Origin of the sequence: Prauserella rugosa (assembly GCF_000719975.1) — a bacterium.
Classification (GTDB): domain Bacteria; phylum Actinomycetota; class Actinomycetes; order Mycobacteriales; family Pseudonocardiaceae; genus Prauserella; species Prauserella rugosa.
In genome coordinates, this window is sequence record NZ_JOIJ01000004.1 from 348,525 (window position 1) to 366,723 (window position 18,199).

Consider the following 18,199-nt stretch of genomic DNA (forward strand, 5'->3'; position numbering starts at 1 on the left):
GCACCCGTCCGAACACGGCGATGGCGGGGTCGTGGACGTCCACGACCCCGCCATCCCCGCTGGTCAGCTGTTGGCGCCGGAGGTGATCCGGTCGAGCCAGCCGTCGCCGAGCTGGACGATCCGGCCCTCGTGCGTGACGGTCGGCGTGCTGAAGCCCTTGCCCTGCGGGCCTTCCTGGGCGAGCTTCGGATCCTTCGCGATCTTCTCGAACGCGTCGGTCAGCTGCTTGTCGTACTTGCCGTTGCGGATGCCGTCGGTGAAGGCCTTGCTCTCGATGCCGATGTCGCGGCCGAGCTGGATCAGCTGCTTGTCGTCGTAGCCGCGGGCGCCCTCGGCGGGCTGGTTCTCGAAGAGGCTGTCGTGGAAGGTGGTGAACTGGCCCTCGTCGGCGGCGAGCAGTGCCGCGTTGGCCGCGTCCAGCGAGTAGCCGGGCGGGTCGGAGGCCTCGACGAGCATCGGCACCATGTGGGTGCGCACCTTCAGTGACCCGTCGGCGACCTTCTGGTTCAGCTCGTCGCCGTACTGCTGGTAGAACGACCCGCACGCGGGGCACAGGAAGTCGGCGTAGACGTCGATGGTCGCCTCGGCCTGTGGGTTTCCGGTCTCCACCACGACGCCGTCGCGTTTCTCCGGATACTCCGACTTCACCGGCTGCGCGACCGGGATGCCCTGGCCCTGGGTCTCGTTCTTCGAGGCGTTCGTCCACAGCACGCCGCCGACGACCACGGCCGCGACCAGCACGACGACGCCCACGATCAGGCCGACGCGTTTGCCGCCACCGCCCGCGGCGCGCGCCTGCGCCACGACGTTGCGTCCCTGTTGCCGTTGTTGCTGCCGCCGCTTCCGCGCGGTCCGTTCCGCTCCGCCCACTGGGGTCCTTCCTCGCGTGTGCCGCCTCCTAGGCTACGTAAACCGGGTAAAACCCCTGTCCACCCATCCGGCCCCGTGAGGAGCGACACGAGCATGCGGCTGCCCGACCTCCCGGTGCGCAGCGTCCTGCCCGCCCTCGGACAGGCCCTAGACGAGCGCGGCACGGCCGTCCTCGTCGCCCCGCCGGGCACGGGCAAGACCACCGTCGTGCCGCTGGACCTCGCCGACGCCTGCTCGGCGAGCCGGGGAAAGGTCGTCGTCGCCGAACCACGGCGGGTGGCGGCCCGCGCGGCAGCCAGGCGCATGGCCGAGCTGCTGGGCGAGCCGGTGGGCGAGACGGTCGGGTACGCCGTGCGTGGTGAGCGGAGGACGTCGGCGAGAACGCGGATCGAGGTTGTCACGACGGGTCTGCTGCTCCGCCGGGTGCAGCACGATCCCGAACTGCCCGGCACGTCGGCCGTGGTGCTCGACGAGTGCCACGAACGCCACCTCGACGCCGACCTGCTGCTCGCCCTGCTGCTCGACGTGCGCGCGGGGCTGCGCGAGGACCTGCGCCTGATCGCGACGTCGGCGACGGTCGCCACCGACCGGCTGTCCGCGGTGCTCGACGACGCGCCCGTCGTCACCGCCCACGCCAGGACCTATCCGGTCGAGGTCCGCCACAGCCCTCCCGCGCGGGGCGAACGTCTGGAGACGTGTGTCGCGAGGACGATCACCACGGCGCTGCGCGAGGCCGACGGCGACGTGCTGGTGTTCCTGCCCGGCGCGGCCGAGATCGGGCGGGTCCGCAGGCAGCTCGACGTGCCCGGGGTGGACGTGCAGACGTTGCACGGACGACTCTCGGCGACCGAGCAGGACTCCGCACTGGCCGAGGGCCCGCGGCGCCGGGTGGTGCTCGCGACTGCGGTGGCCGAGTCGAGCCTCACCGTGCCGGGCGTACGGGTGGTGGTCGACGCGGGCCTGTCCCGGGTTCCGCGGGTCGACCACCGGCGCGGACTGTCCGGGCTCACGACGGTGCGCACCCCGCAGGCGGTCGCCGAACAGCGAGCCGGCCGTGCGGGCAGACAGGGTCCCGGTGTGGCGTACCGCTGTTGGCCGGAGCACGAGACGTCGAGCCTGCCCGCGTACCCGGAGCCGGAGATCCGCACCGCGGACCTCACGCGGCTGGCGCTGGAACTCGCGTGCTGGTCGACCCCGGACGGACACGGTCTGTCCTGGTGGGATCCACCTCCCGAGGGCGCACTCGCCGCGGGCCGACGCGTGCTCCACACGCTGGGTGCGGTGGCCGAGGACGGCACGGTCACCGCACGCGGCACCCGGATGGCCGCACTGGGCGTACATCCGCGGTTGGCGCGCGCCCTGGTGGACGGTGCGGTCGAGGTGGGCGCCGACACCGCCGCCGAGGTCGCCGCCCTGCTGGACGGAACGGGAGGCGACCGGCAGGCGGACGTGGAGCAGGCGCTGCGCGACCTGCGCCGATCGCGCTCACCCGAGGCGTCCCGCATGCGCAAGGAGGCCCGCAGGCTCGCCGGGCTCGTCACGGGCGAGAGCTCGAACACGCGTGAGGCGACGGACTCGAGCGTGGGCACGGCGGCCGCGGACGGGCAGACGCCCGACGTCGCCGCCGTCGTGGCGTTGGCGTATCCGGAGCGGCTGGCACGGCGCAGGGACGCCACGTCGAACGTCTATCTCATGGCCGGCGGCACCGCGGCCGAACTGCCTCCGGGCAGTGGACTGGCCGACGCCGAATGGCTCGCCGTCGCCGAGGCGACCCGCGAACCCGGACGTGCGCACGCCGTCGTCCGGCTCGCGGCGCGCGCCGACGAGGAGCTGGCCACGCGTGTCGCGGCACCGCTGCTGACCGACACCGACGAGGTGGCCTGGTCCGGTGGCGACGTGACCGCACGGTCGGTGCGCAGGCTCGGCGCGATCGTCCTGGCCGAACGAGCACTCGCGGCGCCCGATCCGCAGCGGGTCCGCGGCGCCCTGCTCGACGGACTGCACCAGGAAGGGCTCGACCTGCTGCGCTGGCCGGACGCGGCGACGCGGCTGCGGCAACGGCTGGGCTTCCTGCACGCGCGACTCGGCGACCCGTGGCCCGACGTGTCCGATGCCGCGCTGCTCGACCGGGCGGACGAGTGGCTCGAACCGGAACTGTCCACCGCCCGCAGCCGCGCCGACCTGCAGCGGATCGACACGGCGTCGGCGCTGCGGAGGCTCCTGCCGTGGCAGGCGGCGAGCAGGCTCGACGAGCTCGCACCGGAGCGGATCGAGGTGCCCTCCGGCTCGCACATCAGGGTCGACTACTCGGGCGAGGAACCGGTGCTGGCGGTCAAACTGCAGGAGACGTTCGGGCTGCGCGCCACGCCCACCGTCGCGGACGGCACCACACCGGTGGTGCTGCACCTGCTCTCTCCCGCAGGCAGGCCCGCCGCGGTGACCTCCGATGTGGACTCGTTCTGGGACTCCGGGTACGCCTCCGTACGCGCCGAACTCCGCGGCCGCTATCCGAAACATCCCTGGCCGGAGGACCCGCGCACCGCCCGGCCGACGCGCGGCACGAAACGGAAGGACTGACGCCCCGCACGCGGCTCAGGTGTAGAGCTTCCGCTGGGGACGGGCGGGCAACTGCTGGGCGAGGTCGTCGTCGTCCTTCTCGTGCAGGCCGAGTTCGACGGCCTCGCGGATCTGCTGCCGGTTCTCCCGCACGACCTCGGCGAAGAAGTGGTCGATGCGTTCGTCGGCGAGCACGTCGAGCACGATGCGGATCACGGTGTCGGTCACCGAGTGGACGACCTCGTCGTGGAACGGCAGCCGGGACAGCTTGCCGGTCTGCGGGTCGTTCCTGAGCTTCTCGGTGACGATCTCGCGCAGCATCTCCTTGTTCTGCCCCAACGACCGCGCGAGGTTCTTGGGATAGTTACCGGTCTCGAGGACCTTGACCACCTCGTCGAGCACGACGATGGTGACCGGCTTCTTGATGGCGTTGACGATCGTGGTCGAGTAGCGCTCGACGAGCTTCTGGGTGAACCGTTCGCCGAAGGCACGGTCGGCGGTGCGCGCGAGCCGCACGATCACGACCACGATGCGCAGCAACCGGAACCCGCGCAGCGCCGGGTGGGCGATCGGGATCATGCCGAGGATCTCGTACCAGCCGCGGACCGGGAACATCTTGTCCCAGCCCGCCTTGCGCCACCGCCACACGAACTCGACGAAGAACACGCCGCAGATGCACGCATCGACGATGAAGATCGTGTGCGCGGTGCGGTCGGAGACGTCGAAGAACAGGACGTAGCACAGCAGCGCCACCGAAGCGATCGCCAACGCGAGCATCGCCAGGTCGACGACGCTCACCCGGCGGCCTGCGCGCGGCGTTCCGGTGGTCATGGGCGCACATTGTGCCAGCAGTGATCACGCGTCGGCGGCCGCGCCGACCCGGACCAGGGAAAACCGGGCGTATCCCCCACGGCTTCCCGCGGTCATCGACGCCTGCGTCAGCTGGTCGTGGCGTGGACGAAGGCCAGCACCTGGGGCTGCGAGACGGCGTAGGCGGCCTCGTTGACCTCGGCCCCGTGGCTGAGCGTGTCGCTGAAACCGTGGTGGGCCTGCGGGTACAGGTGCACGATGCTGTCGGCCTCGGTGCGCGACTGCAGTGCCTCCTGCAGCGCGGCGAACACCTCGTGCGGAACGATCGTGTCCTGCCCCGGGTACAGCATCATCACCGGAGCCGAGATCCGCGACGCGTGCTCGACCGCGTCCAACGTGTGGTTCGCGGCGGGGGTCGCCGGGACCGTCGGGTGGTAGGCCACCACGTTGGCCAGGCGCTGTTCCCGCGCACCCAGCAGCAGCGCGAACCGGCCGCCGAGGCAGTAGCCCACGACGCCGACCTGCTCCAGCCCGAGCTCGCCGAACATGTGGTCCAGCAGGGTGCGCATCTCGGCCAGGCACGTCTCGTCGTCGAGGTTGTTCATCAGCTCGACCATCGTCTCGCGGGGCGTGTCGTCCATGCTCACGCCGTCGAAGGGGTCCCAGCTGAGCGTTGTGACACCGGCGGCGGCGAGTTCGTCGGCGAACTCGCGCACGCGCGTGCCGATTCCGGTGATCATGGGCAGCAACAGCATTCCGGCGCCCGTGGACTCGCGGGGAGCGGCCAGGTAGGCGTTCAGCCCGTCGACGCGGACGTTCGAGGTGCCGATCTCGTGTGCCATGGGTGCGAAACTAACCGCCATCCGCAGTGTCGCGACCGGAGGGGATCGATGACGACGAAACGCACGCTCGCACAGCAGCTGGACGGGCCGTTGCCCGCAGGCATCGACGCCCTTCCCGACGACCAGCAGCAGGTCCTCGCGGACGCGTTGAGTCAGGCGCGCCGGGCGCAGGCCGAAGCGCTGCAGAGTGCGGGCGAGAGCGCCTTGTCGCACATCCCCTTCTTCATCAGGCCCGCGGTGCGCAAGGCGGTGGGACTGTGACCGGTGCGCTGGAGCGGCTCGCCGCGCGGGCCGAGACCGTGAAGCTCGCGCGGGCGGTGGGCCAGCCGGAGGAACGGTTCGCGTTCCTGCACGACGTCCCGCCCGCCGACATCCGTGCGCTGCGGGACCAGATGACCGAGGCCCTGCACGGCGCACACCAGCCGGTGTTGCGCAAACTGGTGTCGGCATCGGGTCTTATTCCGGTCCCGGTGCTGGCCACGCTGGCGCAGAAGGCGTTCGGTCCACTGCTCAGCGCCAGGCTGGCGGGCATGCTGGACGGCGACCGCGGCGTGGCGATCGCGCAGAAGCTGCCCGCTCCGTTCCTCGCCGACGTCGCGGCCGAACTCGACCCGCGCCGCGCGGTGCACATCATCTCCGCGCTGCCCGCTGCCACGGTCACCGATGTCAGCAGGGAACTGCGCAGGCGCGAGGACTGGATCACGCTCGGCCGGTTCGTCGGCGGCGTACCCGCCGAGATCGCCGAGGCGGGACTGGCCGAGCTCAACGAACGCCAGGTGCTCGAGGTGGCCTTCGTGATCGACGACAAGTCGCAGCTGGGCACGCTCGTGGAACGGGTCCCCGGCGACCGCTACGACGCCTTCGTCCGCGCAGCCGACGAGTACGACCTGTGGCACGCGCTGTTCGACCTGCTCGCGCACCTCGACCCCGGTCTGCGGGCGACGGTCGTCTCCCGTGGTCTCGACGACGACCTGCGCGAGCGCGCCCGCACGCAGGCCGAGGCGCTCGGGGTGGCGAGCCTGCTCGACGGGTAGTGACCGCCGGCGGGTGAACGGCAGGCGGCTCGGCGGTGTGCAGTGCGGACGGCGTGCGGTGCGGACGGCGTGTGGTGCGGGCGGGGGTTCAGACCACCCGTGTGCCCGCGCGCCACACCGCCCACGTCAGCGGAACGCCCGGCCGGTAGGCGAGGTGGGTCGCCGACGGAGCGTCGAGCACGTGCAGGTCCGCGCGAGCGCCGGCCCGCACGACGCCGACCGCTCCGTCGCCGGTCTGCCCCGCCCGCGCGTCCGCGGGGTGTCTGCGCAGCGCCCGCGCGCCACCCGCCGTCGCCGCCCACACGGCCTCCCGCACCGTCATCCCCATCTGCAGCACCGCGATGGCCACGCAGAACGCCATCGACGTGGTGTAGGAGCTACCGGGATTGGCGTTGCTCGCGAGGGCCACGGTCGCGCCCGCGTCGAGCAGTCTGCGCGCGGGTGCCGGTGGCTGCCGGGTGGACAGATCGCATGCGGGCAACAGCGTCGCCACGGTGTCGGAGCCGGCGAGCGCCTCGACGTCCTCGTCGCTGAGGTACGTGCAGTGATCGACGCTCGCGGCGCCGTTCCGCACCGCCACCTGGACGCCGGGCCCGTGGCCGAGTTGGTTTCCGTGGACACGCACGCCCAGCCCGCGGGCACGGGCGGCACGCACGATGCGTTCGGCCTGCGCCTCGCCGAACGCCCCGCGTTCGCAGAACACGTCGGCCCAGCCCGCGTGCGGGGCCACGGCCTCGAGCATGTCCCCGCACACGAGGTCCACATAGGATTCCTCGTCCGCCCCCGGCGGCACCAGGTGCGCTCCGAGGTAGGTGACCTCGTCGGCGTGCCGAGCCGCGATGCGCGCCGCGCGCACCTCGTCGGCGACGGTGAGCCCGTACCCGGTCTTCGTCTCGAGATACGTCGTGCCCTGCCGGACCGCCTCGCCGACGTGGCGCACCAGCGTCGTCTCGAGGTCGTCGTCGGTCGCCGCCCGCGTGGCCTCGACCGTCGTGGCGATCCCGCCCGCCCGGTACGGCTCACCGGCCATGCGTGCCTCGAACTCGGCCGTGCGGTCGCCCGCGAACACCAGGTGCGTGTGGCTGTCGACCCAGCCGGGCAGCACGGCCCTGCCACCGACGTCGACGACGGAGTCCGCCGCGGGAGCCACGGGCGCGTGCCCGACCCACACGATCCGGTCGCCTTGGAGGACGACGACCGCATCCCGCACGAGGCCCAGCCCGGGATCGTTCGTGGTCAGCTCACCGATCCCGGTGATCGCCGTGGTTCGCCCGGTCACATCAGCCTCCCACTGACGCCTCCCACCAACCGCCGGATCTCCGCGGCCAGTTCGGCGGCGGGCCGTTCGATCCGGGTGTGTACCCCGTCGCGCACGATCGGCCGCCCCGCGACGTGCACGTCGGTGATGTCGGCGGCGCTCGCCACCAGTGGCACGCCGCCCGGCGCTGCCCCTGCGGTGCGCACCGACTCCAGGTTCACCGTGACGAGGTCGGCCTGCGCGCCCGGTTCCAGACCGCCGACGTCCGGAAAGCCCAGCGCCGCGTGATCGGTGGCTGCGGTGAGCAGTTCGTCGACCGTGAAGCGGCCGCGGGCCTCGGCGGCAAGACGCTCGTTCAGTTCGAGCGCCCCGAGCTCGGCGAAGGCGTCGACGACCGCGTGACTGTCGCCGCCGAGACACAACCGCACCCCCGCGTCGGCGAGTCGCCGCGCCGGTCCGATCCCGTCGCCGAGGTCGCGTTCGGTCGTCGGGCAGAAACAGACTCGCACCCGCGCGGACCCCAGTGTCGACATGTCGTTCTCGGTGAGGTGCGTGGCATGCACCGCGACGGTGTTCACCCCGAGGAATCCCGTGCGGTGCAACAGCTCCGTGGGTGTCTGGCCGTGGACGCGCAGGCATTCCTCGTTCTCCCCACGCTGTTCCGACAGGTGCACGTGCAACGGTGCGGTGGGTTCCGGGCGTCCTCCCGCCACGGGCCGCGCCTGCCTGGACCATTCCGCCACTGTGGACAGTGCCTCGGGTGGCACCGCGCGTACCGAGTGGGCGGCCGCACCGACACGGACATCGGGCCGCTCCGGCCGGAATGCGTCCACCCGTTCGGCCCACGACTGCGCGTCACCGTCACCGAACCGCAGCTGCACCCCCTCGAGCGGCCTGCCGGGCCCACCCGTCAGGTAACAGGTGTCGAGCAGGCAGATCCGGATGCCCGCCTCCTGCGCAGCCGCCACGAGCGCCGCGCTCATCGCGTTCGGATCGGAATATCGAGTGCCACCGGGCCCGTGGTGCAGATAGTGGAACTCGCCGACGCTCGTGTACCCCGCGAGCGCCATCTCGGCGTACACCGCGCGGGCGAGCCGGTGGTAGGTGTCGGGGTCGAGTCGGTCCGCGAGGTGGTACATCGTCGCGCGCCAGGTCCAGAACGTGCCGCGCTCTCCGTGGGTGCGTCCGCGCAGGGCGCGGTGGAAGGCGTGCGAATGGACGTTGGCCATACCGGGCACGGTCAGGCCCGCCAACACCGTGCCGCGCGGCGGGCCGCCCCGGTCGACCGCGGTGATGATCCCGCCGGAGACCGCGATGCGCACGCCTTCCGCCACCCCTCCGGGCAGCCAGGCGTACTCGCACCAGTACTCGGTCACCGGCACAGTCCCTCCAGGACGGTCGCGAGCGCCTCGGCGCCGGCGTCCACATCGGAGTCCTCGGCGAACTCCTCAGGGGCGTGGCTGACACCCGTCGGGTTGCGTACGTAGAGCATCGCGGCGGGCACGTGCGCGGCCAGCACCGCGGCGTCGTGCCCGGCCCCGGTCGGCAGCGCCGGTACACCTCCGGCCAGCGCCGACACCTCGTCGCGGAGCGCGGAGTCGAACACGACCTCCCCGGTCCAGGACTCCTCACGCACGGCCAGGCCACAGCCTTCCTCCTCCGCTGCAGCCCGGGCGGCGGCCTCGACGTCGGCCACCATCGACCTCGCCGCAGGGCCGCGGACATCGAGCCACACGTCAACGGCGGAGGCGATCACGTTGGTGCCGCCGGGCGTGGGCGTCAGCCTGCCGACCGTCGCACGCGTACCCGCGTGAGCGCGCGCGATGCGCCGGACCGACGTGACGGTCTCGGCGGCAGGCAGCATGGGGTCCCGGCGATCGTCCATCGGTGTCGCACCGGCGTGGTTTCCCTGGCCGGTGAACGTCAACCGCCACCTGCCGTGCGCGACGACCGTGCTGCCCACCGCGACCGCGGAACCGAGGTCGATCAGCCCACGCCCCTGCTCGACGTGCAGCTCCACGAAGCGTCCGATGCGCCCGAGCCTGTCCGGGTCGGCCCCGAGCCGGCTCGGGTCGAGCCCGCCCGCCTGCGCGGCCTCGGCGAACGTGACGCCGTCGGCATCGCGCAGTCCCGCCGCCGTAGCGGGGTCGAGTGAGCCGGTGAGGAGGCGCGAGCCCAGACACGGGATCCCGAACCGGCCACCCTCCTCCTCGGCGAACACGGTCACGGCCAGCGGTACCGACGGCGACGTCCCGCGGGCGCGCATGAGGTCCACGGCCGACAGTGCACTCACGACCCCGAGCGGTCCGTCGAACGCTCCTCCTCCGGGAACGGAGTCGAGGTGGCTTCCGGTGACGACCGCGCCGGGGCCCGGCTCGCCCCACCACGCCCACAGGTTCCCGTTGCCGTCCCGCTCTACGTCCAGTCCCCTGCGGCCTGCCTGCTCGACGAACCAGTCCCGCAACTCCTGCTCGGCAGGGTCGAACACGTGGCGGGAGTAGCCGCCCCGCGTGCGGTCCCTGCCGACGTCCGCGAGCTCGCCGAGCAGGCCGGACGCGGTCACGCCCTCGGCGGTCACGGCAGCATCGGCACGGTCAGGCCGCCCCGGACGGCGGCGTCGACGGCCTTGTCGTAACCGGCGTCGACGTGCCGCAGCACCCCGGTCGCCGGATCGTTGCTGAGCACCCGTTCGAGTTTGCGTGCCGCGAGCTCGGTGCCGTCGGCGACGCTCACCTGGCCGGCGTGGATCGATCGGCCCATCCCGACCCCACCCCCGTGGTGGATGGACACCCAGCTGGCTCCCGACGCGGTGTTCACGAGTGCGTTCAGCAGGGGCCAGTCGGCGATCGCGTCCGATCCGTCCATCATGGACTCGGTCTCGCGGTACGGCGAGGCCACACTTCCGGCGTCCAGGTGGTCGCGGCCGATCACGACGGGCGCCTTCAGTTCGCCTGCCGCGACCATGTCGTTGAACCGCAGCCCCGCCAGATGCCGCTCGCCGTGGCCCAGCCAGCAGATTCGTGCGGGCAGCCCCTGGAACGCGACGCGCTCGCCCGCCATGCGAATCCACCGCGCCAGCGAGGTGTTCTCCGGGAACAGCTCCAGCACGGCGCGGTCGGTGGCCGCGATGTCGGCCGGGTCGCCGGACAGCGCCGCCCACCGGAACGGGCCCTTGCCCTCGCAGAACAGCGGGCGGATGTAGGCGGGGACGAACCCGGGGAAGTCGAAGGCGCGCTCGTAGCCGGCGAGTTGGGCTTCCCCGCGCAGGGAGTTGCCGTAGTCGAACACCTCGGCCCCGCGGTCGAGGAATCCGACCATGGCCGCGACGTGCTCGGCCATCGACTCTCGGGAGCGGTCGGTGAACTCGTCGGGCTTCGCGGCGGCGTAGTCGTGCCAGTCGGCCACGTCGACGCCCGAAGGCAGGTAGGCCAGCGGGTCGTGGGCGGAGGTCTGGTCGGTGACGATGTCGACGTCGACGTCCCTGCGCAGCACCTCGGGCAGGACGTCGGCGGCGTTGCCGATCACGCCGACGGACAGGGCTCTGCGGTCGGCCTTCGCGGCCGTGACCCGCCGCAGCGCGTCGTCGAGGTCGTCGGCCAGCTCGTCGAGGTATCCCCCGTCGAGCCGTCTGCGGGCGCGTTGCGGGTCGCATTCGATGCACAGCGCCACGCCGTCGTTCATCGTCACGGCAAGCGGTTGCGCCCCGCCCATGCCGCCGAGACCCGCCGTCACGGTGAGCGTTCCTGCAAGGGTGCCGCCGAACCGTTTCTCCGCGACCGCGGCGAACGTCTCGTACGTGCCCTGCAGAATGCCCTGCGTTCCGATGTAGATCCACGATCCGGCCGTCATCTGGCCGTACATCGTCAGGCCCATCGCCTCGAGCCTGCGGAACTCGGGCCACGTGGCCCAGTCACCGACGAGGTTCGAGTTGGCGATGAGCACTCTCGGCGCCCACTCGTGGGTGCGGAGCACGCCCACCGGTTTGCCCGACTGCACCAGCAGCGTCTCGTCGGCCTCCACCGTGGCGAGCGTCGAGACGAGGGCGGCGTAGCTGGCGTGGTCGCGCGCCGCCTTGCCCGTTCCACCGTAGACGACGAGATCCTCGGGACGTTCGGCCACGGCGGGGTCGAGGTTGTTGCGCAACATCCGCAACGCCGCCTCGGTCTGCCAGTTCCGTGCGGTCGGGCTCGCAGGGGTCATGATTCCTCCACGGCGGTCAGCACGGCTCCGGATGCGATCAGCTCCTCGACGGCGGCGATCTCGGGCGCGAGATGCCGGTCGGGACCGGGCCCCGCGACGCGCGTGCGCACCAGGTCGCGCACCGCCGCGGTCACGGGCGCCGGACGCAACGGGGCACGCAGGTCCAGCGCCCGCGCTGCGGTGAGCAGTTCGATCGCCAGCACGGTGCGCAGGCCGTCGACCCCGCGGCGCAGCTTGCGCGCGGCCGACCAGCCCATCGACACGTGGTCCTCCTGCATCGCACTGCTGGGGATGGAGTCCACAGAGGACGGCGCGGCGAGCCGTTTCAGCTCGCTGACCACGCCGGCCTGCGTGTACTGGGCGATCATGTGCCCCGAGTCGACACCGGGGTCGTCGGCGAGGAACGCGGGCAATCCGTGCGATCGGGCGACGTCGAGCATGCGGTCGGTCCGCCGTTCGGCGATCGAGGCCACGTCGGCCACCGGGATCGCCAGGAAGTCCAGCACGTAGCCCACCGGGGCGCCGTGGAAGTTGCCGTTCGACTCGACCCGCCCGTCAGCCAGCACGACGGGGTTGTCCACGGCGGACACCAACTCACGGCCCGCGACGAGCTCGGCGTGCGCGAGGGTGTCCCGCGCGGCGCCGTGCACCTGCGGCGAGCAACGCAGCGAGTAGGCGTCCTGCACGCGTGTGCAGTCCGGACCGCGGTGGCTGGCGACGATCTCGGAGCCGGCCAGCGCCTCGCGTATGCGGCGTGCGGATTCGGCCTGCCCGGGGTGCGGGCGCAGGGCCTGCAGGTCCTCGGCGAAAACACGGTCGGTTCCCAGCTGCGCCTCGACACTCATCGCGGCGGTCAGGTCGGCGACGTCGAGGAGCCCGCGGAGGTCGTGGATCGCCATCGCGAGCATGCCGAGCATCCCGTCGGTGCCGTTGGTGAGCGCCAGTCCCTCCTTCTCCGCGAGCGTGAGCGGCGTGAGGCCGGCCTCGCGCAGCGCTTCGCCCGCGGGCCGCACGGCACCGTCGCGCACGGTGACCTCACCCTCGCCCATGAGGGCCAGCGCGACGGCGGCCAGCGGGGCCAGGTCGCCCGAGCAGCCCAGCGACCCGTACTCCGGCACGACCGGGGTGATGCCGGCGTTGAGCATCGCGGCGAGCGCGTCGGCCGTCTCGGGACGGACACCGGTGTGCCCGGTGGCGAGGGTGCGCAGGCGCAGCACCATGAGCGCGCGCACCACCTCGGTCTCGACGGCGGGTCCTGCTCCCGCCGCGTGTGACCGGATCAGCGAACGCTGCAGGTCCGCCCGGCGTTCCCGCGGGATGCTGCGCACGGCCAGGGCACCGAATCCGGTCGACACCCCGTAGGCAGGGCTCGGCGCGTCGGCGAGCGCCTCGACGTGCCCGCGCGCGCTCACCACGTTCTTCCTGGCCACGGCGTCGATCGCCACGGGCGCGCCGCCCCTGGCGACGGCGACGACGTCCTCGAGGCTCAGCGGCGCGGCCCCGATCACCACCTCGTTCGGCATGCCCCCATTGCACCGCTCCACGGCGACCGCATCAGCGCCGCAGCTACGATTTCCGTCTGGGATCCCAGACAGGAGCAGCCGCGATGCAGGACCACTCCCCCGCCGCGGGTACCGTGCCCGCGCTGCGCCGCGGGCTCGCCCTGCTCACCGCCCTCGCGAGCCATGCGGGCCCGGTGTCGGCGGCGACCCTGGCCCGGCAGCTGGAGCTGCCCCGCTCGACGACGTATCACCTGCTCGCCGAGTTGCAGGCCGCCGGGTTCGTCGTGCACCTGCCGGCCGAGCGGCGCTACGGCCTCGGGATCGCGTCGTTCGAGCTGGGTTCGGCGTACCTGCGGCGCGATCCGCTCGAACGGCTGGCCGGGCCGATCCTGCGCAGGCTCGTCGACGACACCGGCCACACCGCCCACCTGGGCGTGCTGCACGGCAACGAGCTGCTGTACCTGATCAAGGAACGGCCCGCCCAGCCGCAGACGGTCGTCACCGACGTCGGCGTCCGCCTGCCAGCTCACCTCACGGCCTCGGGAAGGGCGATGCTGGCGCATCTGCCGAAAGCGCAGGTGCGCGCGTTGTTCCCGGCCGCGTCGGCCTTCGTGCACCGCACCACGCGGGGGCCGGCGGGGCTGGCCCAGCTGCGGGCGACCCTCGCCGAGCACCGCAGACTCGGCTGGGCGGTCGAGGACGGGCACATCACCGCCGACTTCGCCTCCGTGGCCTACCCCGCTTTCGACCACGGCGGACGTCCGATGGCGGCGATCAGCCTCACCTTCCGCCACCGATGCGGCGACAGCGGCGACCCCACCGACGATGACGGGCCGGGAGACGGCTGCGGTGCGACGTGGCCCCAGCTGGCCGCCCGTGTCCGCCGCGCCGCCGACGAACTCACGAGCCGCATCGGCGGACGAGCGCTTCCGTAGCGCGGATTCGAGACCTTCCCGGACCGCCGGCCGGAGACGTGATCGGTCAGGCGCCGACCTTCTCGGGGAGCAGCTCCGCGGAGCCGGTGTCCTGCACCGGGCGCTTGCGCGGAGCACCGGTGCGGTGATGCGTGGCGTACAGCGTCAATCCGACGAAGGTGAGCCCGCCGACGAGGTTTCCCAGCACGGTGGGGATCTCGTTCCACACCAGGTAGTCGCCGACGTTGAAGTCGCCGCCCATCATCAGCCCGGTCGGGAACAGGAACATGTTGACGACCGAGTGCTCGAAGCCCATGTAGAAGAACAGCAGGATCGGCATCCACATCGTGATGACCTTGCCGGACACCGACGTCGACATCATCGCGGCGACGGCCCCGGTGGACACCATCCAGTTGCACAGCACGCCGCGCACGAACAACGTGAGCATGCCCGCCGCGCCGTGTTCGGCGTAGCCGACGGTCCGGCCTTCACCGATGCTGCCGAGCTGGACGCCGACGTCGGACGGGGCGGTGCTGAATCCGTAGGTGAGGATGATGGCCATCATCAGCGCGACCGTCAGCGCGCCCGCGAAGTTGCCGGCGAACACCAGTCCCCAGTTGCGCAGCAACGCCTTGAGGTCGACGCCGGGTCGTTTGTCGAGCCACGCCAGCGGAACCAGCGTGAACACGCCGGTGAGCAGATCGAAGCCCATCAGGTACAGCAGGCAGAAGCCGACGGGGAACAGCAACGCGCCGACGAGTGCGTTCCCGGTCTCGACGGTGATCGTCACGGCGAACGCTGCGGCCAGCGCGAGGATCGCTCCGGCCATGTAGGCGCGGATCAGGGTGTCCCGTGTGGACATGGCGGCCTTGGCTTCGCCTGCGTCGACCATCGCGGCCACGAACTCGCGGGGTTTCACATAGGACACGGCGGCACTCCTCACCGACACACTTCGGGGCGTCGTCTCGAGCGTGCAGTGTCGCCATCCGACATGTCCGTGCTGTGTCACCTCGTGAACATCACGTCACAGGCGGCGCACGGCCACTCCTGCGTCCCGTGCGGCCGAGCCTGCCTCCCCGTGCGGCGGGCTCGGGCGACTGCGGGGGCGGCCACTCGGGCATTTCACGCATACGGTCATGACGTGCGGATCTGTCCCGGAGGCGCCGAATTCCGGTACGCTCATGGCACCGCGTTTCACCGTTGTCGGGTCCGGCTATTCCCGGATCGGGCCGGCGAAGCGCAACCACGTTCGGTATTCCACCAGGAAGGACAATGGACGACAGTTGTAGTACCGGCACCCGGACCATGCCCGAGCCGACCGGAAGGTGGCTCACATGATCTGGGCCCTCAGTCTTCTGCTCGGAATCGTTGTCATCCTGGCGGTGATCGCCGCCAACGGTTATTTCGTGGCGCAAGAGTTCGCCTACATGGCCGTCGACCGCTCGCGGCTCGCGCCGAAGCTGGTGATCGCTCCGCGAAGCGTGCACTGGCCATCACCCGCCGTACCTCGTTCATGCTGTCGGGCGCCCAGCTCGGCATCACCGTGACCGGCCTGCTCGTCGGTTACGTCGCGGAACCGCTGGTCGGCCGCGCCCTCGGCACGGCGCTGGGCGGGGTCGGCGTGCCCACGGCGGTGGGCATCACGGTCGGCACGGTGTTGACGCTCGTGCTGTCGACGCTGGTGCAGATGCTCATCGGCGAGTTGTTCCCGAAGAATCTCGCCATTGCGGCTCCGGAACGGATCGCGCTGCTGTTGGCGGCGTCGACGACCCTGTATCTGAAGCTGTTCGGCTGGTTGATCTGGATTTTCGACGCGGCGTCGAACGCGTTGTTGCGGGTGTTGCGGATCGAGCCCGTGCACGACGTCGAGCATTCGGCGACGGCGCGCGACCTGGAGCACATCGTGGCGGATTCGCGCGCCAGTGGGGATCTGCCGGCGGATCTGTCGGTGTTGCTGGACCGGGTGCTCGATTTCCCCGACCAGGACGTGGAGCACGCGATGATCCCGCGTTCGCGGGTCGACGTGGTGACCGCGGACGAGCCGGTGGCCAGGGTCCGCGAGTACATGGCGGCGGGCCACACGCGTTATCCGGTGGTCGACGACGCCGACGACGTGGTGGGTGTCGTGCACTTGACGGATGTGCTGGCTCGGCAGTCGGACGATCCGGCGCCGGTGTCGGACGCGGTCCGCAAGCCGCTGTTGCTGCCGACGACGATGGTGCTGCCGGAGGCGTATCGACTGTTGACGACCACGCACAACGAGTTGGCGTGTGTCGTCGACGAGTACGGCGGGTTCGCGGGCATTCTCACCATCGAGGATCTGGCCGAGGAGCTCGTCGGCGAGTTGCAGGACGAGCACGACCAGGGCGAGCCGCCTCCGGTGACGCCGCAGGACGACGGCACCTGGGTGGTGGCCGGTGACCTGCATGTCGACGAGGTGGAGCGCGCCGTCGGCCACGACCTTCCCGACCTGGACGTGGAGACCGTCGCCGGCTTGGCCATTTCCGCGCACGGTTCGCTGCCCGAGCCTGGGACGACCGTGACGGTCGAGTTGCCGCGTACGCCGTCGGAGTTGGTGTTGGACGAGCCTCCGCAGCCGCCCGAGTTGCACATCGAGGTGTTGGAGGTCGACCGGCATGTGCCGTCGCGGCTTCGGTTGCGGCTCCGCACGGGTTCGGATCGGGTCGACGCGACCGGACGGGAGGAGAGCCGATGAGCAATCCGTGGGTCGTGGTCGCGGCGACGGTGTTGATCATCGTCTTGAGTGCGTTCTTCGTGGCGGTCGAGTTCGCGACACTCGGCGCGAAGCGGCACCGTCTCGAGGAGGCGGCGTCGTCGAGCAGGTCGGCACGGGCGGCGTTGCGCAGTTCGCGGGAGTTGACGGTGCTGCTGGTGGGGTTGGCCCTACCGGACTTGGGCGGGCAGCTGCATGTCACGGGGTGTTCGGGGCGGCGATGCTGGTTCTCGGGTCCCGCTGGCTGTCGACACGGCCGGCCGGGTCGCTGGCGTTGCTGTTGTCGAGTCTGCCGTTGGGCATCGTCTCGATCAACGAGTCGGCGAACCGCCTGGTGCAGCGCGTGGGTGTCGAGCCTGCGGACGAGGTTGCGGCGGGGCGGAGTCCGGACGATCTGCGCCAGTTGGTGAAACACTCCGTGGAGGCGGGAACGCTGGACGGGGTGTCGTCGGAGCAGCTGTCCGGTGCCTTGGATTTGCAGCGGGTGCGCGCGGGCGACATCGTGTCCGGCCCTCCCCTGACGGTCCCCGCCGACGCCACGGCCGCCGACGTGCGCCGCGCGGCGCGCGAGTCCGGTCATCTGCGCATCCTGGTCGGCGACGACGCACGCGCCGTGGTTCACGTTCGCGACACCCTGCTGCTGCCGGACGACGATCCGGTCGCCCCGGTGACCCATCCGGTGTTGGAGCTGGACGCCACCGTCCCGCTGTACACGGCGCTGACGCGTATGCGCGAGACGTCGCAGCACCTGGCCGTGGTGTCCACTGAGGATGGACGCCGCGTGTTGACGATCGCCGACATCCTGGGCCGGGTTCTGCCGGGCAAGGCCACGGCGGCCGACGCGGGCGTGTAGGGCCGACGACCCGCCACTCTTCGGCCGCAGGTTCAGAAGGGTGGCGGTTCGTCGGCCTCGCTGGTGTCACTGGGTTTCGGGATGAGGACGGGTCGGCGTCTGCCGGTGTAGGTGGAGCCGTGGGGTGTGGTGATGGACGAGGTGCCGTGGAGTGGGTCGTAGCGGGTGATCCACCCGGGCGCGTTCTTCATCCGATGATGCCGTCGACACCGTGGTGCGGTGTTAGCGGCGGAGGTGGGCCCGTTCTCAGCCGACCACTCACGCTGATGGTCGAGGTCGCAGTGCCGAGCAGGACGTCGACACCACGGCACCACGCATTCCCGGTCGCGCACCCGGACGAGTTCCCGAATCGCTGCATTGGGCCGTCGTCGACTACGACCCAGGTCCAGCGGCTGGCCGGTGGCCGGGTCGCAGACCACCTTCCGCCACACACTGTTGGCTGCGGCTTCGGGAACCTTCGCGCCGGGGTCGTTGCCGAGGAGGAGGTCGGCGGTGATGTCGGCCCGCAACTGGTCCAACGTGCGCAACTCGCCATCACGTCGTAGGCGGCGTGCCATCGCATCAACCCGCGCATAACACGCGGAAGCCACCTCCGACGGCAACTCGGCGGTGAGTCGAGAGTGAGC

General features: G+C 71.4%; 17 protein-coding genes. 7 read left to right on the forward strand and 10 right to left on the reverse strand.

Features of this window, described 5'->3' with window-relative positions; translation table 11 throughout:
* Window positions 1–63 precede the first annotated feature (63 nt).
* Window positions 64–870, reverse strand: a complete 807-nt coding sequence (locus IF64_RS0108400; RefSeq protein ID WP_030531467.1) for a DsbA family protein — start codon at window positions 868–870, stop codon at window positions 64–66.
* Window positions 871–963: 93 nt separating this feature from the next.
* On the opposite strand from IF64_RS0108400, the gene hrpB reads away from it, so the two are divergent.
* On the forward strand, window positions 964–3,447 hold the full coding sequence (gene hrpB / locus IF64_RS0108405) for an ATP-dependent helicase HrpB (RefSeq protein ID WP_030531468.1): 2,484 nt from the start codon (window positions 964–966) through the stop codon (window positions 3,445–3,447).
* Window positions 3,448–3,462: 15 nt separating this feature from the next.
* Here hrpB and IF64_RS0108410 read toward each other — a convergent pair whose 3' ends face one another.
* Window positions 3,463–4,257 (reverse strand): ion transporter, encoded by a 795-nt coding sequence (locus tag IF64_RS0108410; protein WP_030531469.1) that lies wholly within the window; start codon window positions 4,255–4,257, stop codon window positions 3,463–3,465.
* 107 nt (window positions 4,258–4,364) lie between these two features.
* Window positions 4,365–5,078 carry a dienelactone hydrolase family protein gene (locus IF64_RS0108415; protein ID WP_030531470.1) on the reverse strand — a complete coding sequence of 238 codons (714 nt, stop codon included), beginning with the start codon at window positions 5,076–5,078 and terminating at the stop codon, window positions 4,365–4,367.
* A 48-nt stretch (window positions 5,079–5,126) separates the two neighbouring features.
* Between IF64_RS0108415 and IF64_RS0108420 the strand changes: the two genes are divergently transcribed.
* The gene (locus IF64_RS0108420; RefSeq protein WP_030531471.1) at window positions 5,127–5,339 is read left to right on the forward strand and encodes a hypothetical protein; all 213 of its coding nucleotides are present in this window, start codon (window positions 5,127–5,129) and stop codon (window positions 5,337–5,339) included.
* A complete protein-coding gene (locus IF64_RS0108425) occupies window positions 5,336–6,112 on the forward strand; it encodes a hypothetical protein (protein ID WP_030531472.1) in 777 nt (258 codons plus the stop codon). The genes IF64_RS0108420 and IF64_RS0108425 overlap by 4 nt, the downstream gene beginning before the upstream one ends.
* 88 nt (window positions 6,113–6,200) lie before the next feature.
* Here IF64_RS0108425 and hutI read toward each other — a convergent pair whose 3' ends face one another.
* Genes hutI through hutH form a run of 5 tightly spaced genes read right to left on the reverse strand, consistent with a single transcriptional unit; the run spans window position 6,201 to window position 13,093 of the window.
* The gene (gene hutI, locus IF64_RS0108430) at window positions 6,201–7,391 is read right to left on the reverse strand and encodes an imidazolonepropionase (RefSeq protein ID WP_030531473.1); all 1,191 of its coding nucleotides are present in this window, start codon (window positions 7,389–7,391) and stop codon (window positions 6,201–6,203) included.
* Window positions 7,388–8,746 carry a formimidoylglutamate deiminase gene (locus IF64_RS0108435; protein ID WP_030531474.1) on the reverse strand — a complete coding sequence of 453 codons (1,359 nt, stop codon included), beginning with the start codon at window positions 8,744–8,746 and terminating at the stop codon, window positions 7,388–7,390. The genes hutI and IF64_RS0108435 overlap by 4 nt, the downstream gene beginning before the upstream one ends.
* Window positions 8,743–9,933 (reverse strand): allantoate amidohydrolase, encoded by a 1,191-nt coding sequence (locus IF64_RS0108440; protein ID WP_030531475.1) that lies wholly within the window; start codon window positions 9,931–9,933, stop codon window positions 8,743–8,745. The genes IF64_RS0108435 and IF64_RS0108440 overlap by 4 nt, the downstream gene beginning before the upstream one ends.
* An 11-nt stretch (window positions 9,934–9,944) precedes the next feature.
* Complete coding sequence (hutU, locus tag IF64_RS0108445) at window positions 9,945–11,570, reverse strand: urocanate hydratase (protein ID WP_030531476.1); 1,626 nt, start codon at window positions 11,568–11,570, stop codon at window positions 9,945–9,947.
* Window positions 11,567–13,093 carry a histidine ammonia-lyase gene (gene hutH, locus IF64_RS0108450; RefSeq protein WP_030531477.1) on the reverse strand — a complete coding sequence of 509 codons (1,527 nt, stop codon included), beginning with the start codon at window positions 13,091–13,093 and terminating at the stop codon, window positions 11,567–11,569. Before hutH ends, hutU begins: the two co-directional genes overlap by 4 nt.
* Before the next feature lie 83 nt (window positions 13,094–13,176).
* Here hutH and IF64_RS0108455 point away from each other — a divergent pair, with 83 nt between their 5' ends.
* Entirely contained in the window at window positions 13,177–14,007 is an 831-nt protein-coding gene (locus IF64_RS0108455) for an IclR family transcriptional regulator (protein WP_030531478.1), read from the forward strand.
* A 46-nt stretch (window positions 14,008–14,053) separates the two neighbouring features.
* Here the strand turns inward: IF64_RS0108455 and IF64_RS0108460 are convergent, their stop codons facing one another.
* Window positions 14,054–14,914 (reverse strand): formate/nitrite transporter family protein, encoded by an 861-nt coding sequence (locus tag IF64_RS0108460; RefSeq protein ID WP_030531479.1) that lies wholly within the window; start codon window positions 14,912–14,914, stop codon window positions 14,054–14,056.
* 406 nt (window positions 14,915–15,320) lie between these two features.
* On the opposite strand from IF64_RS0108460, the gene IF64_RS27895 reads away from it, so the two are divergent.
* The 3 genes from IF64_RS27895 (at window position 15,321) to IF64_RS25320 (ending at window position 17,573) form a co-directional block, all read left to right on the forward strand.
* The gene (locus IF64_RS27895) at window positions 15,321–15,533 is read left to right on the forward strand and encodes a hypothetical protein (RefSeq protein ID WP_246134944.1); all 213 of its coding nucleotides are present in this window, start codon (window positions 15,321–15,323) and stop codon (window positions 15,531–15,533) included.
* Window positions 15,479–16,702, forward strand: a complete 1,224-nt coding sequence (locus IF64_RS25315) for a hemolysin family protein (protein ID WP_248700052.1) — start codon at window positions 15,479–15,481, stop codon at window positions 16,700–16,702. The genes IF64_RS27895 and IF64_RS25315 overlap by 55 nt, the downstream gene beginning before the upstream one ends.
* A gap of 238 nt (window positions 16,703–16,940) precedes the next feature.
* Window positions 16,941–17,573: a CBS domain-containing protein gene (locus IF64_RS25320; RefSeq protein WP_211252542.1), complete on the forward strand. Its 633-nt coding sequence runs from the start codon at window positions 16,941–16,943 to the stop codon at window positions 17,571–17,573.
* A 32-nt stretch (window positions 17,574–17,605) separates the two neighbouring features.
* On the opposite strand, the gene IF64_RS27655 is transcribed toward IF64_RS25320, so the two are convergent.
* The coding region (locus tag IF64_RS27655; RefSeq protein WP_211252543.1) for an HNH endonuclease signature motif containing protein at window positions 17,606–18,199 on the reverse strand (594 nt) is incomplete at its 5' end.

What these genes read in the sequence shown, in the direction of transcription:
- IF64_RS25320 (WP_211252542.1), top strand. Translation starts at nt 16,941, where the DNA reads ATGCTGGTTCTCGGGTCCCGCTGGCTGTCGACACGGCCGGCCGGGTCG.
- IF64_RS0108415 (WP_030531470.1), bottom strand. Translation starts at nt 5,078, where the DNA reads ATGGCACACGAGATCGGCACCTCGAACGTCCGCGTCGACGGGCTGAAC.
- IF64_RS0108420 (WP_030531471.1), top strand. Translation starts at nt 5,127, where the DNA reads ATGACGACGAAACGCACGCTCGCACAGCAGCTGGACGGGCCGTTGCCC.
- IF64_RS0108455 (WP_030531478.1), top strand. Translation starts at nt 13,177, where the DNA reads ATGCAGGACCACTCCCCCGCCGCGGGTACCGTGCCCGCGCTGCGCCGC.
- hutH (WP_030531477.1), bottom strand. Translation starts at nt 13,093, where the DNA reads ATGCCGAACGAGGTGGTGATCGGGGCCGCGCCGCTGAGCCTCGAGGAC.
- hrpB (WP_030531468.1), top strand. Translation starts at nt 964, where the DNA reads ATGCGGCTGCCCGACCTCCCGGTGCGCAGCGTCCTGCCCGCCCTCGGA.
- IF64_RS27895 (WP_246134944.1), top strand. Translation starts at nt 15,321, where the DNA reads ATGATCTGGGCCCTCAGTCTTCTGCTCGGAATCGTTGTCATCCTGGCG.
- hutU (WP_030531476.1), bottom strand. Translation starts at nt 11,570, where the DNA reads ATGACCCCTGCGAGCCCGACCGCACGGAACTGGCAGACCGAGGCGGCG.
- IF64_RS0108410 (WP_030531469.1), bottom strand. Translation starts at nt 4,257, where the DNA reads ATGACCACCGGAACGCCGCGCGCAGGCCGCCGGGTGAGCGTCGTCGAC.